Annotated in this window: 15 protein-coding genes; 1 reads left to right on the top strand and 14 read right to left on the bottom strand. The window is 27.9% G+C overall.

Translation table 11 applies throughout. From position 1 onward, the window contains the following. Window positions 1-12: 12 nt before the first annotated feature. From ACTG44_RS04835 to treC, 10 genes are all read right to left on the bottom strand, one after another. Window positions 13-1,248 (bottom strand): glycosyltransferase family 4 protein, encoded by a 1,236-nt coding sequence (locus ACTG44_RS04835; protein WP_479921398.1) that lies wholly within the window; start codon window positions 1,246-1,248, stop codon window positions 13-15. A 42-nt stretch (window positions 1,249-1,290) separates the two neighbouring features. After that, a complete protein-coding gene (locus tag ACTG44_RS04830; RefSeq protein WP_021383575.1) occupies window positions 1,291-2,145 on the bottom strand; it encodes a hypothetical protein in 855 nt (284 codons plus the stop codon). 117 nt (window positions 2,146-2,262) lie between these two features. After that, window positions 2,263-3,438 (bottom strand): phosphoribosylaminoimidazolecarboxamide formyltransferase, encoded by a 1,176-nt coding sequence (locus tag ACTG44_RS04825; protein WP_479921397.1) that lies wholly within the window; start codon window positions 3,436-3,438, stop codon window positions 2,263-2,265. A gap of 98 nt (window positions 3,439-3,536) precedes the next feature. Continuing rightward, window positions 3,537-4,421, bottom strand: coding sequence for a fumarylacetoacetate hydrolase family protein (locus ACTG44_RS04820; RefSeq protein ID WP_021383609.1), 885 nt, complete (start codon window positions 4,419-4,421; stop codon window positions 3,537-3,539). A 231-nt stretch (window positions 4,422-4,652) separates the two neighbouring features. Continuing rightward, window positions 4,653-4,790: a PTS sugar transporter subunit IIA gene (locus ACTG44_RS04815; protein ID WP_021383557.1), complete on the bottom strand. Its 138-nt coding sequence runs from the start codon at window positions 4,788-4,790 to the stop codon at window positions 4,653-4,655. A gap of 126 nt (window positions 4,791-4,916) precedes the next feature. Next, a complete protein-coding gene (gene tnpB / locus ACTG44_RS04810) occupies window positions 4,917-6,026 on the bottom strand; it encodes an IS200/IS605 family element RNA-guided endonuclease TnpB (RefSeq protein ID WP_479921396.1) in 1,110 nt (369 codons plus the stop codon). A gap of 580 nt (window positions 6,027-6,606) precedes the next feature. Next, window positions 6,607-7,392: a sulfite exporter TauE/SafE family protein gene (locus tag ACTG44_RS04805; protein WP_479921395.1), complete on the bottom strand. Its 786-nt coding sequence runs from the start codon at window positions 7,390-7,392 to the stop codon at window positions 6,607-6,609. 90 nt (window positions 7,393-7,482) lie between these two features. Next, on the bottom strand, window positions 7,483-8,604 hold the full coding sequence (locus ACTG44_RS04800; protein WP_479918270.1) for an SPASM domain-containing protein: 1,122 nt from the start codon (window positions 8,602-8,604) through the stop codon (window positions 7,483-7,485). A 26-nt stretch (window positions 8,605-8,630) separates the two neighbouring features. After that, complete coding sequence (locus ACTG44_RS04795) at window positions 8,631-9,995, bottom strand: sulfatase family protein (RefSeq protein WP_479921394.1); 1,365 nt, start codon at window positions 9,993-9,995, stop codon at window positions 8,631-8,633. A gap of 5 nt (window positions 9,996-10,000) precedes the next feature. Further along, entirely contained in the window at window positions 10,001-11,671 is a 1,671-nt protein-coding gene (treC, locus tag ACTG44_RS04790; protein ID WP_479919926.1) for an alpha,alpha-phosphotrehalase, read from the bottom strand. A 270-nt stretch (window positions 11,672-11,941) separates the two neighbouring features. Here treC and treB point away from each other — a divergent pair, with 270 nt between their 5' ends. Then, window positions 11,942-13,381, top strand: a complete 1,440-nt coding sequence (gene treB, locus ACTG44_RS04785) for a PTS trehalose transporter subunit IIBC (RefSeq protein ID WP_479921393.1) — start codon at window positions 11,942-11,944, stop codon at window positions 13,379-13,381. A 152-nt stretch (window positions 13,382-13,533) separates the two neighbouring features. Here the strand turns inward: treB and treR are convergent, their stop codons facing one another. From treR to ACTG44_RS04765, 4 genes are all read right to left on the bottom strand, one after another. After that, entirely contained in the window at window positions 13,534-14,247 is a 714-nt protein-coding gene (gene treR, locus ACTG44_RS04780; RefSeq protein ID WP_044212861.1) for a trehalose operon repressor, read from the bottom strand. Between the two features lie 315 nt (window positions 14,248-14,562). Continuing rightward, entirely contained in the window at window positions 14,563-15,258 is a 696-nt protein-coding gene (locus ACTG44_RS04775; RefSeq protein ID WP_479921392.1) for a CPBP family intramembrane glutamic endopeptidase, read from the bottom strand. Between the two features lie 27 nt (window positions 15,259-15,285). Further along, on the bottom strand, window positions 15,286-15,597 hold the full coding sequence (locus tag ACTG44_RS04770) for a helix-turn-helix domain-containing protein (RefSeq protein ID WP_021383670.1): 312 nt from the start codon (window positions 15,595-15,597) through the stop codon (window positions 15,286-15,288). A gap of 188 nt (window positions 15,598-15,785) precedes the next feature. Beyond that, window positions 15,786-16,307 carry a nitroreductase family protein gene (locus ACTG44_RS04765; protein WP_479918263.1) on the bottom strand — a complete coding sequence of 174 codons (522 nt, stop codon included), beginning with the start codon at window positions 16,305-16,307 and terminating at the stop codon, window positions 15,786-15,788. Between the last annotated feature and the right edge of the window lie 59 nt (window positions 16,308-16,366).

Here is a 16,366-nt window from a genome sequence, read left to right as displayed (position 1 = left end):
AATTAAATAATATTAAATCAAGCATACTTCATCCATTAAAATAACTTCATTCATCCTATATACTAAACCATCCCAAGTTTTTTTAGACATATCTACAGACGCCCTTTCATTTGAGTTGTTTAATAAAGATTGTATTTTAGTATCTATGGAATTATACAGGTTCTTCTCAAAGATATACAAATCTTCCTCTTTTGGAATACTTTCGTCCTGCATAAAAGGTAGAGGTACATACCCTATCTTTCCAGAGTTATTAATCTCGCTCCCAATCCATTCTTTAACACCAAGAATATCAGTAGTAATCACGTCTGTACCACAGGATAAAGCTTCTAAAACAACAACTGGTAATCCTTCATAGAATGATGGTAACACAAATATTTGTGACATATTAAACAACTCAGCTAAGTCTCTTTGCTCTAATTTCCCTAGAAAATTCATCTTAAACGGAGACTTGTTTGCAAGTTTAACTATCTCATTATATGATTCAATATCACTTCCAGTACCTGCAAAATTAACTTCTATTAAATCTTTATGATATTTTAACTTAGACATAGCTTTTATAAATGGAATTAGTCCCTTTGACTTGCATATCTTACCTGCAAATACTATTTTTATTTTATCATCTTTTCTTTTATAATGTTTGTTATAAAATATATCATCATTATAACCACTACCAATTACAACTACTTTACTTTCACTTACACCAAAAGTCTTTATAATATCATATTTTTGATTTTCATGAAGAGCAAATATTAAGTCCAGTTTCCTTATATTTGATATTATGTATTCTTTCTCTAAATCAATAGTATTTAATTGTCTTAAACAAGTCCCATGGCAGATAGACATTACCTTTATGCCTTTTACAATCTCTCTAACAAATGCAGTTAAGAGATATAAATGGTGGCATATTATAATGTCTGGCTTAAAATCATTCATAACCTTATCTATATTTACTCTAAATTGATGTTTTAATCTGTTTATCATGTCTATATTTAAATCTCTATATCTTGTACTTTCATACGGCATAGAATCACTCATGCCTACAACAGGAAAATTTAATTCTCCACAATTATACTTTACTGGATAAAAGCTTACATCATTTGAAAAGCAGTTTACATCATCATTCACATCTATTCCTGCAATTACAGCTTGCTCATAACCTACCTTTTCAAACCCTTTTATCATACCAGATAAATATATACCGCTACCTGTACTATTTGGTTTTTGTGTTATTATATGAAGAATTTTCATTTTTCACTTACCTCCCTTCTAAATTTAAATAATTTCATAAGTCTAATCATTATATATATCTAAATACAAACAAGATGAATCGTCTTTTACTTTAAACCTTGGAACTTTAACTGCTTTATAATCGTTATCCTCAAAATCTCTTACCTTATTGTGTATATATCCTATACCAAATTTTTCTGCTATACGTATTAATTCGTCTTCTTTCATGAGATTATATCTGTCACATGCACTTGTAAAACCATCACTTGTCAACATCAGTTGAAAATCTTTTTTTATTTCAAGATATCCATATATAGAATTTTTCACAGCTTCCTCATCAAAATCCAATATCCAATATCCATCTTTTGTATTTTTCTTCAACCTATTGCTCACTATTGTATCCATAACACTAGCTTTAATCTCATCAAATGTCATTTCTTCCAAATTAGAAAGTTTACTCATTTCATCAAATACAATATTATCAAATTTACAAATACTTCTATCCTTTATAACTTTTGAGTCTCCATTTTTAATAAACAAAGCACAATCTCCTAATAAAAAATACTCCACTTTATTTTCATGAAATTTTACAATAACTATAGAACTCGATGGTAAATCTAATTTTTCTACTTTAATTCCATTTAATCTTAGCTCATACTCTTTTTTCACTTCTACTATTCCACTATTAACAATACTTTTTAATGACTCTTCTCTATTTATATTTTTATATAGATACTTATTCCACCATTGAACATACCATCTAGCATCACTTTCATTTGATATTAAGTTTTTTCCATTAAGTCCCGTAGCACCATCTAAAACCCATGCCCCAAATGGATTTATACCAACCACATCTTCATTAAACTTAGCTGTTCCTTGACTACATAATAGGCTATAGTCTCTTATATTTAAAGCCATATCAACCTCCAAATTGAATATCTAAAAATAAAGTTCTATTTAAAATTATACAGTAAATAAAAAAATCTACAACAAAACTTGTTGTAGATTTTAACTTAATCTATATTTACTTTATATTTAATGATGGAATAATCTATTTTTAGTAAAAGCCATAACTATATTATATTTATTACAAGTTAATATAACATTATCATCACGAATAGAACCACCTGGCTGTGCGATAAAACTTACCCCACTTCTTTTTGCACGTTCTATATTGTCTCCAAATGGGAAAAATGCATCTGAACCAAGTGCTACTCCTGTTAAAGTTTTAAGCCACGCTCTTTTTCCTTCTCCAGTTAAAGGCTCTGGCTTTTCTTCAAAGAAGTTTTGCCATATACCATCAGCAAGGACATCCATATAATCATCAGAAAGATATACATCAATAGTATTATCTCTATCTGGACGACCTATATCTTTTTTAAATTTTAAGTTTAATACTTTAGGATGTTGACGAAGATACCAAATATCAGCTTTATTACCTGCTAGTCTAGTACAATGAATACGTGATTGCTGACCTGCTCCTACTCCTATTACTTGTCCATCTTTAGCATAACAAACAGAGTTTGATTGTGTATACTTTAATGTTATTAAGGCTATAATTAAATCACGTTTTGCATTATCTGTAAAAATTTTATTATCAGTTGGAATGTCTTTTAATAGTTCCTCATTTATTAGTATTTCATTTCTGCCTTGCTCAAAAGTAATTCCATAAACATCCTTTGTCTCAATAGGCTCAGGAGTATAATTTTCATCTATTTTTACAATATTATAGTTTCCTTTACGCTTTCCTTTTAATATTTCGAGAGCTTCATCTGTATACCCTGGAGCTATTACACCATCAGAGACTTCTCTTGCTATAATAGTTGCAGTCTCTTTATCACATATATCTGAAAGTGCTATAAAATCACCATAAGAAGACATTCTATCTGCTCCTCTTGCCATTGCATAAGCACAAGCTAATGGAGAAAGCTCTAAATCATCAACAAAATATATTTGCTTTAAAGTATCTGATAAAGGTACTCCTACTGCTGCACCTGCTGGACTAACATGTTTAAATGAAGTCGCCGCTGGAAGACCTGTGGCTTCTTTTAATTCTTTTACAAGTTGCCAACTATTAAATGCATCTAAAAAGTTTATGTATCCAGGTTTTCCATTTAATACTTCTATAGGAAGTTCTCCATTTTTCATATAAATCTTTGATGGTTTTTGATTTGGATTACAGCCATATTTTAGTTCTAGTTCTCTTGCCATATACTCATCCCTCTCTATAGTAAATTAATCATAAGTTTGATTAATTCCATATTAATTAAATTATTCGTACTAATAAAATTATATGGCATATTTATCCATTAATCAACTATATTTTTTAAAACTCCTATACCTTCAACTTTACATTCAACTACATCACCATGTTTTAAATATACTTGTGGATTCATCCCCATAGCTACACCAGCTGGAGTTCCAGTTGAAATTATATCTCCTGGCTTTAGAGTCATTCCTCTTGATAAGTCACTTATTACAGTAGGTATATCAAATATAAAGTATTGTGTATTAGAATTCTGTCTTACTTCTCCATTTACTACACTACTTATATCTAATTTTAAAGGATGTTCAAATTCTTCTTTATGTACTATGCAAGGTCCCATAGATGTATGTGTATCTAAACTTTTACCTCTAAACCATTGAACATGTTTATCTTGAAGTGCTCTTTCACTTATATCATTCACTATTGTATATCCAAATATATATTCATAAGCATCTTCTTTTGATATGTTTATGCCCTCCTTGCCTATAATTACTGCAAGTTCTGATTCATAATCTAACTTTTCAACCAAATCACCATGTAAGCTTATCTTATCATCCACTCCAATAATTTTATCTGCTCTCTTAGAAAAATAAATTGGATAATCAGGCATAACTACATTTTTTATAACTCCATCTGGGATTTCATTAACATGGTCTCTATAATTAAGACCTAAACATATTATATCTTTCTTAGGTCTTACAATTGGAGAACATAATTTAACTTCTTCTAATTTATAACACTTAGCACTTTCAAATGAATTCTTCTTTATTTTTTCTAACTCTTCTGTAGATACATTTTCAATAAAATCATTCATATCCATATAGATTCTACTTAACCCCAAACTATTTATTTCATATATACTATTTGTTTCTGAATTAAATACACCTATTTTTTCTTCACTACTACTACAAAAAGTCACAAATTTCATTTTTATTCCTCCATTCAATAAGTTGATTAATATTATTTTATTTTTATTAGTTTATATAAATTGTAATAGATAATATTTATATGTCAATATATATCTGTAAATAGAGTTCTAAAAAGTGTAATAATTCATAAATATTAGAATTTATAAAAGATAGTATAATTAATCAGTAGTAATTCTAATAGGCGTTATTATATAGATAGAATTTTATGAGAAATAAAATATAAAAATTATTTACATATAAACTTTAATTAAGTCTTCATTAGCATGGATATTACCTATTTTTAAAACTTCAATTTTATCTATATCATAAGAATTTGTTATAACTACAGGAGTTATAATAGATTTAGCATTCTCTTTAATCTTTTTCAACTGAACCTCCCATGACTAAAGTCACAGGGTTCCTGTTTCATAGAATTTCGCATACTAAAATATGTCTTACCAATTCTCCACAGGCTATCCCCGTAGTTCCTACGGTTCTTACATACGTTATCTATTTTAAACTGTTATTATTCTTAATCCTTCTTTTAGTATATTTATACTCGCATTTATGTCTCTATCGTGAGTTACATTACAACAAGGACAAATCCATTCTCTTATATTTAAATTCTTCATTTCCTCGTTTTTGTACCCACATTTATTGCATATTTGTGAACTTGCAAAGAATTTACCTACCTTTACAATTTGTCTACCATACCAATTAGCCTTGTATTCTAATTGATGAACAAACTCTGACCATGATACATCAAAAATAGAGCGAGATAGTTTATGATTTTTAGTCATATTCTTTACTTGTAAATCTTCTATGCAAATAATATCATTCTCTCGTATTAATTTGGTAGATAGTTTTTGTAGAAAATCCTTCCTTTGATTAGCTATATGTTCTTGAAGTCTTGCAACTTTTAATCTTGCCTTATTTCTATTTAAACTACCAATTGTTTTTCTCGATAATTCTCTTTGTAATTTAGCAAGTTTGTTTAATGACTTTAGAAGATACTTAGGATTTTCTATAAATTGTCCACAACTTGAGATACAAAATTCTTTAATTCCTAAATCTAAACCTATCTTATTATTAGTATTTTCAAGTGCTTCAATCTCTATATCAGTACAACATAATGATACATAATATTTACCACTTGGCTCTCTAGATACTGTAGCATTAAGTATTCTCCCTTGAGGTACTTGTTTATCCCTTACTTTGACCATACCAAGTTTAGGTAATTTTATATATTGACCACAGCACATAATATTTCCATTTGTAAAGTTAGTTCTATATGAAAATCTATTAGTTTTCTTTGATTTAAATTTAGGAAATCCTGCATTTTCTTTAAAGAATTTTTTATATGCGTTTTCTAAATCTTTTAAGGTGTTTTGTAGTGAAAATTTGTCAGGTTCTTTAAGCCACTCTAATTCTTTTTTTAAGTTGGTCAAATCAGAACTACACTGTTTATAAGTAAAATTTTCTTTATCACTTTCATAAACTTCTATTCTTTTAGCAAGATATTTATTATATACAAATCTACAACATCCAAAAGTTTTGTTAATTAGCTCTTGCTGTTTTTTATTTGGATATATTCTAAACTTATATGCTTTTTCCACTACTATCACCTCACTTTACTTGTTTTTCTGATTTTTCCACCCATCCTAATATTAACAAGTGTAATTTTTTTGAACAAGTATTTTTAAGGTTTTTATATCTATTTTTAAATAACATATGTAAGAACCGTAAGTCCTAACTTTTATCATTTTTGAGGTTGTCGTTCACATAAGTTCGCTACTACCTATGCAGTTTTCTTATGAACTTCTTACACTTTCATGCAAGCACAGACTATATCTTATCCTTCGGCATTATCCGTTAAGGTCTACCCACTTCCACTACCGATAACTTGTAGTGTACTTCCCTCAGGAGGAATAGTCGTTGAAGTTTCTCCTATTCGGAGTTTACCTGCTGATTGCCCATTTTAAAGTACTTAGGGTTTAACCTTATACCATCTAACCAATTTTTTCTACTTTCGTAACTTTCACACTTAGGTTTATTTCATCCTTATGTTTTAGTTTGGTTAGCTTTAGGGGTTTCCAGCAATTCAAGCAGTATTGGATAGGTTCTCTCCTATTTCTACATATAAGTTTCCCTATATGCTGACTATTTTAGCTACTAACTCATGACTAAAGTCACGAGTGTGCGTAACTATTTTTTAATCAAATACACCACTTGAAATATACTGTATATATTTATTCCAGTAATAACTATGGTCATATACGAAAACATATATTTAACTTTACTATCATCAACCATTTTACTAATAAAAGAGCCTATAAATCCGCCCAAAACTGCTCCTATTATCATAAATGGTAATCCAGACAAATCATATACTCCAAATCCAGTATTCATCAAAACTGTCACCAACTTGGAAATATTAGAAAATAAAATAGTTATAATGGAATTAAAAGCAGCTTCTTTAGCTGATAAACCAAATAACATTGTAAATGCAACCACATTTATAGGTCCTCCCCCTATTCCTAAGAAAGAAGATATAATCCCTAAAAAAATGCCAATACTAAAATAAGTAATATTAGTATTGAGTTTTATATTTAAACTTTTATTTCTGTATAAATAAACCATTATCAACAAAATAATCATTATAATATTTTGAGTTATTTTTATTATAGCAGAGTTATTTACATATAAAATTGATAAATCTAGTAATCTTTGACCAATAGTCCCACCTAGTATTGATGCTCCAGCAATTAAAATAATTCTCAAATCTATTTTAAAAATTTTCAACTTAATTTGTTTATATGTAGAAATAACTGCCATTGATAACACAGTAAATGATGACAATACACTTATTGTAGACACATCAAATACTCCAATCAAGTCTAACACTGGTTTTATTATTACGCCTCCACCAATACCTGTTATTGCTCCTATAGTTGTTGCAAATATAGCTATTACAAATAAAATTATATTCATTTAAATCATCCTAACTAAATTTATTATATTTTAAATCCCTTAATCATACGTAATCCTCAATAACTTAATCTAGAATTCTCAATACTAAAATTATTTAGGCATTTGATTTTTATACATTAACTCTGCTATTTTTTTTAAATCATTAAAGTTATCCATTAGAAAATCTTTATATCCACAATAATTACTATTAGAATCAATATACATAAAGTTTTTCATTCTTTTACAACCACCACCACATATTCTATAGAAATCGCAGTTTATACAAATACTTTCTTTTTGTATATTTTCATGTAAAAATTTGTGCATTATAGGCTTTCTCAAAATATCCAATAAAGTATTGTCCTTTATATTACCTAAATTATAGTTATCTAGAACATAAAAGTCACATGGATATACACTTCCATCAGCCTCTATTACAAACTGTGGTTGACATTTTCCAATTATCCCACATGTACTTGGTGTTCCTGTAATTAAAAGAGATATAATATTGTCAAACAAATTAATACTTATGTAATTTCCATTATCTAACTCATCTTTCCAAAGTTTAAATACTATTTTATAAAAATTTGCAAAATGTTTAGGTTCCAAAGAATACTCTGATTTATTCTCACAATCTAAATCATCTAAGCAAGGAATAAACTGAATATACTTTATACCAGTTTCTTTTATAAAGTTAAAAACTTTATTGGGATTACATGCAATCTGATTTGTCAAAACACATAATATGTTAAACTCTATTTTATATTTTTCTAATAGCTTTTTTGTGTTTATTATATCTTCATAAGTTCCTTCATTACTTAAATATATACGATTCTCATCATGTAGGTCTTTTAATAAGTCTAATGATAATCCTACTAGAAAATTATTTTTCTTTAGAAATTCACACCATTGATTATCTATAAGTGTTCCATTAGTTTGAATAGAGTAATTTACTATTATATTTTTTTTCGTTTTTTCAATGTACTCAATAAAATATTGAAAAAATTTTAAGCCTGCCAAAGTTGGTTCTCCACCTTGAAAAGCAAACATAACTCTATCTCCAACGTTCAAAACTTTAAATGTATTATCTACTATATTTTTTATAGTATCTTCTTGCATAATACCATATGATTTTATTTCTCTTAAATCACTTACATTAGCATAAAAACAGTATCTACATCTCAAATTACATAATGATGATACAGGTTTAATTAAAACTGATATACTCTTCATTATAAAACCTTCTTTTTTGATATTTTCTACTTATTAGATAAGAGTCTATAATACTCATCCCTTCCTGGATAAGCTCTACCTTCTTCTATTTCTGTTTTCCATCTACTTGAACCAATTCCTTTTACAGGACCTTTTAAGAGTGGGTCTTTTGTTTCTATCATCCAAGTATCCACTTTCTTTCTCAATTCATTTGCTATATCTTGATAGTTCAAATCATTTATTACATTATTTTCTTCTAATGGGTCTTTTCTTAAATCATAAAGTTCTTCTTTTTCATTAGGAACATAGAATTTATCTCTTACAGCTTTACCTGATAAACTTAAATGTGAATCGACTGTAATATATATTTTAGGTCCATCTTCAAAGTTTCTAACATAACTATATTCATTAGTTCTTATGCCTCTCATTGGTCTATACTGGTCATGCCATGTCATTTCTGTAAAGAATGAATCTCTTCCTATATCTTCATTTGTCTTTAATAACTTAACAAAACTTTCTCCATCTATATTTTTAGGTATTTCAGCTTCAATTAAATCTAGTATGGTTGGAAGTAAATCAATATTACATAACAGTGCTTCTTTTTTAATGTTTTTTTGAGAAGAATTATGTAAGACAATTATAAGTGCTGTCTCTAATCCCGCTTCTTTTAACATACCTTTAGCTCCTGGAAATGCAACACCATGGTCTGTTGTGAATATAACAATTGTGTTTTTATCTAGCCCTGTTTCTTCCAATTTATTATATATTTTTCCGATTGCATCATCTAATACTTTTGCTGAACCATTGTATAGAGCTATATCTCTCCTTACATCCTCTGTATCAGGTAAAAATTTAAATACCTCTACCTCATCTAATCCATCTGCATATGGTTCATATTCATCAAAATCTCTATGAGTCTCAAAAAATCCTACATTTAAATAAAATGGTTTTTCTTGATTTTTTTTATGCTCTTCCAAAAACTTAATCACTTCTTTAGCAACTTTTGGAGCCCTGTCCCCTGGCACAGATATGAAGTTATCATATCCTAAGTCATAAGTTGAAGAAAATACTCTATCTTCTATTGGTGGAGCTTCATTTATAGTTTCATGACTTAATCCTATTAAAGTTGTCTTATACCCATTTTTTTGTAACTCCATAGGAAGTGTTGTATGCTTAGAATCTATACAAAAACCTAGATGTGCAAGCCCAATTAATCCATTATTATGAGGGTACAATCCAGTTAATATGCTTCCTCTACTAGGACTACACTGAGGTGCTGCACAAAAATAATTATCAAATTGAATTCCTTTTTGAGCTAATTTATTTATACAAGGAGTATCTACATTATATCCATAGCTATTAAATTTTCTCCCACTATCATGAGAAATCATAAGTAAAATATTTGGTTTCATAAATATTACCTCTTTCTATTATTGTCTATTTCTTTACTATAAAATGATACCGTTTCATAAGGTTTTAATCTTAACTTAGGTTCTAAATCTCTTTCTGTATAATTTCCTATTAAATATGTAAATGGTTTTTCTAAAAATTCCTCACTAACATCAACTTCAACTTCATGGTCATAGAAATTATTAAATACTATTAGCTGTTCATTTTCTAAGTTTCTTACATAGGCATAAACTTTATCATTATCTAGTAAAATACCTCTATAACTTCCTTCAGATATAATGTCTAATTTTTTTCTTAAAGATATCAGCCTTTGATAGAATTTAAAAATCGACCCGTCTTTAAGTTCTTTTTCAACATTTATCTCTTTATAATTTTCAGCTATTTTAATCCATGGCGTTCCATTTGTAAATCCAGCATTTAACTCATTTGACCACTGCATAGGTGTACGACTATTATCTCTAGACTTAGATTTTACAATATTCATTATTTCTTCTTTTTTAATTTTATTTTTTAGCAATTCATTATACGCATTATGAGTCTCAACATCCAAATAATCATTGATTTCTTCAAACCTTGGATTTATCATACCAATTTCTTCACCTTGATATATATATGGTGTTCCTCTTAGTAAATGTATTGTAGCAGCTAACATTTTTGATGCTTCTACTCTATATTCTTCCTTACAAAATCTACTGACAGCTCTTGGCTGGTCATGATTATTCCAAAACAATGCATTCCATCCACCACCCTTTTCTACCTCTGTTTGCCATTCATTTAAAATATTTTTTAACATTATAAAATCAAAAGGTATGTCACTCCACTTTTCTCCATTTTCATAGTCTACTTTTAAATGATGAAAATTAAATGTCATTGAAAGTTCTTTTTCTTTTGGATTAGAATATAATATACAATTTTCAATAGTTGTTGAAGACATTTCTCCAACAGTTGTTATCCCTTTAAACTTTCCAAATGTTTCTTTGTTCATTTCTTTAATGAACTCATGAACAATAGGTTTATCTGTATACATTTCTTTTCCTACATTATTTGTAGAGTCCTTCAAATCTTCATCTTTACCAATTACATTTATTACATCAAATCTAAACCCTTTAACACCTTTATCCAGCCAAAAATTTATAACTTTATATAATTCTTCTCTAACTTCAGGGTTACGCCAATTTAAGTCAGCTTGGGTAATATCATATAAATGCAAGTAATATTTATCTGTATCTCCAAATTTATCCCAAGTACTCCCACCAAATTTAGATTTCCAATTTGTTGGTGGTAGATTATCTTCTTTTCCATCTCTAATAAAATAAAAATCTTGATATTTTTTATCTCCATCTAAAGCTTTTTTAAACCATTTATGTTCTGTTGATGTGTGATTTAATACCATATCTAGCATTAATTCTATATTATACCTTTTGGCTTCATTTACTAATCTTTCAAAATCTTCCATAGTACCAAACATAGGGTCTATTGATGTATAATCAGCGATATCATATCCATTATCTTTTTGAGGTGACACAAAAAATGGGTTAATCCAAATTATATCTACACCTAATTTATATAAATAAGACAATTTATCTATAATTCCCTTTAAATCCCCTATTCCATCATCATTGGAATCATTAAATGACTTTGGATATATCTGATAAATAACTTTTTTCTTAAAATCCATGTACAAATCTCCTTTTTGTCTAGACAAATTTTATATATTTATGATAAACCTTTTCGTTATCAAAATCAATATTTAGACTAAATAAAAAATGTAATCTCCATATTTTTTTATTAACTTGCTTATATTTCTGATTTTTCAAGGATATTCAATCTATATTATGATATTAATATTAAAAAACACTTAGGATAACGTTGACATTAAAAAATGTCTATGGTATATTAATTTCAAGATTTGTCTATACAACATTATATTTTAGAGGGAGGTAATTTTATGAGTACACAAAAAGAGAGTGCACACCATAAAGAGCAGGTTGAACAAATTCTTGAAGCAATTGGTGGAATAGAAAATATAATATCTGCAACACACTGTATTACTAGGTTAAGATTTGCTCTACATTCGGAAAGTAAAGTTGATGTAAAACAGTTAGAAAAAATAGATATAGTAAAGGGAAGTTTTACTTCAAATGGTCAATTTCAAGTTATTATAGGTCCAGGGCTTGTAAACAAAGTTTATTCTACACTATTAGAGATTACTGGACTTAAAGAAGCAACAAAGTCTGAGGTTAAAGAGATTTCTGCTAAAAAATTAAATCCAATTCAAAAAGCTATAAAGATACTGGCAGATATATTTATTCCTATACTTCCTGCTATAGTTGCCTCTGGTTTATTAATGGGTATAAACAATCTACTTGCAAACCCAGGAATTTTTTATAAGCAACCTTTTTTAGAGGTTCATAGTAATTGGGCTGGCATATCTAATATGATTAACCTTATAGCAAATACTTCATTTGCATTTTTACCAGCACTAATAGGTTGGTCAGCTGTCAAGAAGTTTGGAGGAAATCCTGTACTTGGTATTGTATTAGGTCTTATTTTAATTAATCCAGATTTAATGCCTGGTGCACAATACTCTAAAACACCTGAAGCTGTTACTTATTGGAATATATTAGGATTTAATATTGCTAAAATAGGTTATCAGGGACAAGTAATCCCTGTTCTATGTTCTTCTTATATTTTAGCAACAATAGAAAAGTTTCTGACTAAAAAAATTCCTGAGATGGTTCAACTTATTTTTGTTGCTCCTCTTACATTATTAATAACGGGTTTTTTAACTTTTTCTATTATAGGACCTATAACAATGTCTTTTGCTAACTTAATTACAAATGGAATCCTTGGATTATTTGAAATTAATGCGATACTTGCAGGTGCATTATTCGGATTTATATTATCTCCATTGGTTATAACAGGAATGCATCATTTATTCTTAGGTATAAACTTACAAATGATAGGTACCTTAGGATTTGCAACATTATGGCCAATACAAGTTATGGCTAGTCTTGGACAAGGTGCAGCAGCTTTAACTATGTTCTTCATATTAAAAAATAAGAAAATCAAGGGTGTTGCATTAACAGCTGCAATTTCAGCTTGGTTGGGTATTACTGAGCCAGCTATATTTGGTATAAACTTACGTTATCGTTTTCCTTTTATAGCATCTATGATAGGCGCAGGTATCTCTGGAGGAATTGTATCTTACTTTAATGTTAAAGCAGGTTCTATAGGCATATCAGGACTTCCAGCATTCTTATCTATATTTACAGAACAATGGAGTGTCTATTTCTTAGCGATGGGCCTTTCTATAATGATTACTTGTATACTTACATATCTATTCTCAAAGAGTAAATATTTTAATAAAGAATATATAGAAAATTAAAAGAATATACAAATTAAATAAAAAAGAGGGTGTCTCAAAATGAACTATTTAGTTAATGAGGCACTCTTTTTTGTATTAAATCAAATATATTTTTATCATTTCGACAACGGAAAAGAGGCTTATCTCTATTCTGGGACAGCCCCTTTTTAGTATTAAAGATTTCTTCTTCTTGCAAAATCTACAAATCTAAATGTGTCAACTCTATGTCTAGATTCATGATATTGGAACAATCTTGTGTCTTCTAAATATACTTCACTTCGTATCACCACAACATGTGTATCTGTTCCAATATCTAGCAACAACTTATCCTCTTCTGTAACGGGGTTTACTGTTACCTCTTTATTTGCATAACCTATTTTTAATTCTAAATTTTTCTCTATATAATTAAATATTGAACTTTGAACTGCCATTAATGGTATTTCTGGTATTATTTCAAACATGAAGTAATCTTTATCTAAAATAACAGCTTCTCCATTAATTTTTCTAAGTCGTTCAACTGATATAACCTTAGTTTTCGTGTCTATATCCAACTTTTTACAAATTTCTAAAGGCATAATTTCCTTTTTGTTTTTAAGTACATTTATTTCTGTATCCAAATTTTTATTTCTTTGTAATTCGTCAAAACTAATTAGCCCTGCCCCTTCTATTTCAAACTTATTTATATCTAAAACAATAGCACCTTTACCTTGCTTTTTTTGTATAAAACCCTTTTCTAACAAGAGAGCTTCTGCTTTTCTAATAGTTTCTCTTGATACTTGATATTTTTGAGCAAGCCTTACTTCTGTTGGCAAAAATTCTCCTATTGCATATACATTATTTCTTATATCTTTCTCTAAATCTAAATATATTTCATAAAATTTTTTCAAGTAAATCACTCTCATTCATAATTAGTTTTCATACTTATCCCATTTTATATAAATATCATATTATAGACTAAACTGTCAAATATTATTAAATTTCATAAAAATAAATTACTTCAATGAGATAATTGAGTTATTGGTTATTATGAAAAATATATTTATGTCTCATTTATTTTTACAATATTTTATTAAGTTTTTATATAGATTACTTAAAATAAGTATGTACAAAAAAATAAACTCCAAATATTAGAGTTTATTTTTTATTTATAACTATTCCTAATTATTTTGAAATACAGATTACAAAATAAACACTCTATTTAATTATATTATCTGCCTAATAAAAATAGAAAATAGACTCCTCAACAATATGCAAAAACCTACGTCTTTGAATCTTGATTTAACAATTCCAAGCACAATACCCAAAACAGTACCTATCATGATTTTTGAAATAATTACTTCAAATGTATAGCTAGAATTGTTATACAAAGTTATGTAATTTCTTATAACATCTATATATCCTATATTATAAATACCAGATAATATAGATGTTATACATATAATTTTACTCTTTGACTTTATAAAATTACTTAAATAGTTCCATAGATACTCTCTAAAAAATAACTCTTCAAATATAGGAACTATCAATGCAGACAAAATCATCATTGTTATGTTAAAAAATACATAACCTTTTCTGCAATAAGTTGAGACTATTGCTAAAGCTAAAACCACTATAAAAAGTATCAACTTACATTTTTTAGTAAGTATATTGTTTTTATTTTCTTTAAATGCTTCTGTGATTTTTCTATTTTTAACCCTGTTATACAAAGAATTATCTTTTAAAAATAAAATTAATGATAAGCCAACTAATGTAAAAGAAATTAAGTTTATAATATTAAAATTTTCAAGAGTAAATTCAAATTGACTTAGAAGTATATAATTCAAAATCATCCTCAAGATTTGAACTATAAGCATCAATAAAATAGAATCTATAATACATTTTTTATAACTATACTTCATCCCAATTTAAATCACCCCATGTATATGCTAATCGTAAAGTCCATTTAATACTCTACTTACAGTTGCCTTACTCCAACTTGTTTCATTCGAAATTTCTTTATAGCTTAAACCATCTCTTCTTAAATTTTTTATATTGTTTATATCATCATCCGTAATTTGTTTTTCTTTTGGCTTAAGACTATTTTTATAACTTCTTAGTCTATCTAATTCTGATTTCAAACTATCTACTTCAAACTGCTTTTTTTGAAGCTTACTCTCATAAGAATCTCTCATTTCATTAAATTCTTTAATATAGTTTACTTTCCAGTCCTCATCAATTTTTGTTTTAAATATACCCATACTTTAACCTCCTTAAATTTTGTTACTCAAGTTATGTATCGATTATAAACATTAATTTCTATATTTATCTTTAAAACCCTTGTACATAACCACTAGATAAGTTAGTAAAATTCAGATATATTTTTACAATTTTAAGTATATATTAACAATATAAAAAAATATAATGTCTTAATACAACATATTATATATTAAAAGTTGTTAAAATGAACCTTTTCATATTCCAAATCAGAGTCACTATATGCTTTCTTTTCTTCATCAGGATATCCTATAGAAATTATACATTCTACACTGTACTTATCAGGTACTTTAAGCTCTTCTCTAATATACTTATCAGCTTCTATATCATCATTATGCATCCTGTTTCTAACCTGTACCCAACAAGAACCTAATCCTAGTTCATGAGCTTGAAGTTGTATATAGGAAGCAGCAATACTCGCATCCTCTATCCAAACATCATTTTTTTCTTTGTCTCCAATAATTACAATAGCTAAAGGTGCGTTTTTTAAGAAAAACCCACCCCCTTTAGTTCTACATTGAGATAAGTTAATAAGTTTTTCTTTATTATCTACCACTACAAATTCCCATGTTCTAAGCCCCTTTGATGATGGTGCCAAAAGAGCAGCTTTTAGTATTTTATCTAGTTTTTCTTTTTCTACTTCAATATTTTTATACTTCCTAATACTTCTTCTTTTCTTTAAAAATTCAATCATCTAAACCATCCCTTTCATAATATCATTCAATAAGTCTATATAACACGTCTACTAACATT

The organism is Clostridioides sp. LIBA-2809, assembly GCF_056688965.1.
The sequence above is the reverse complement of the archived record's forward strand: the minus strand, read 5'-3'. Positions and strand labels throughout refer to the sequence as shown.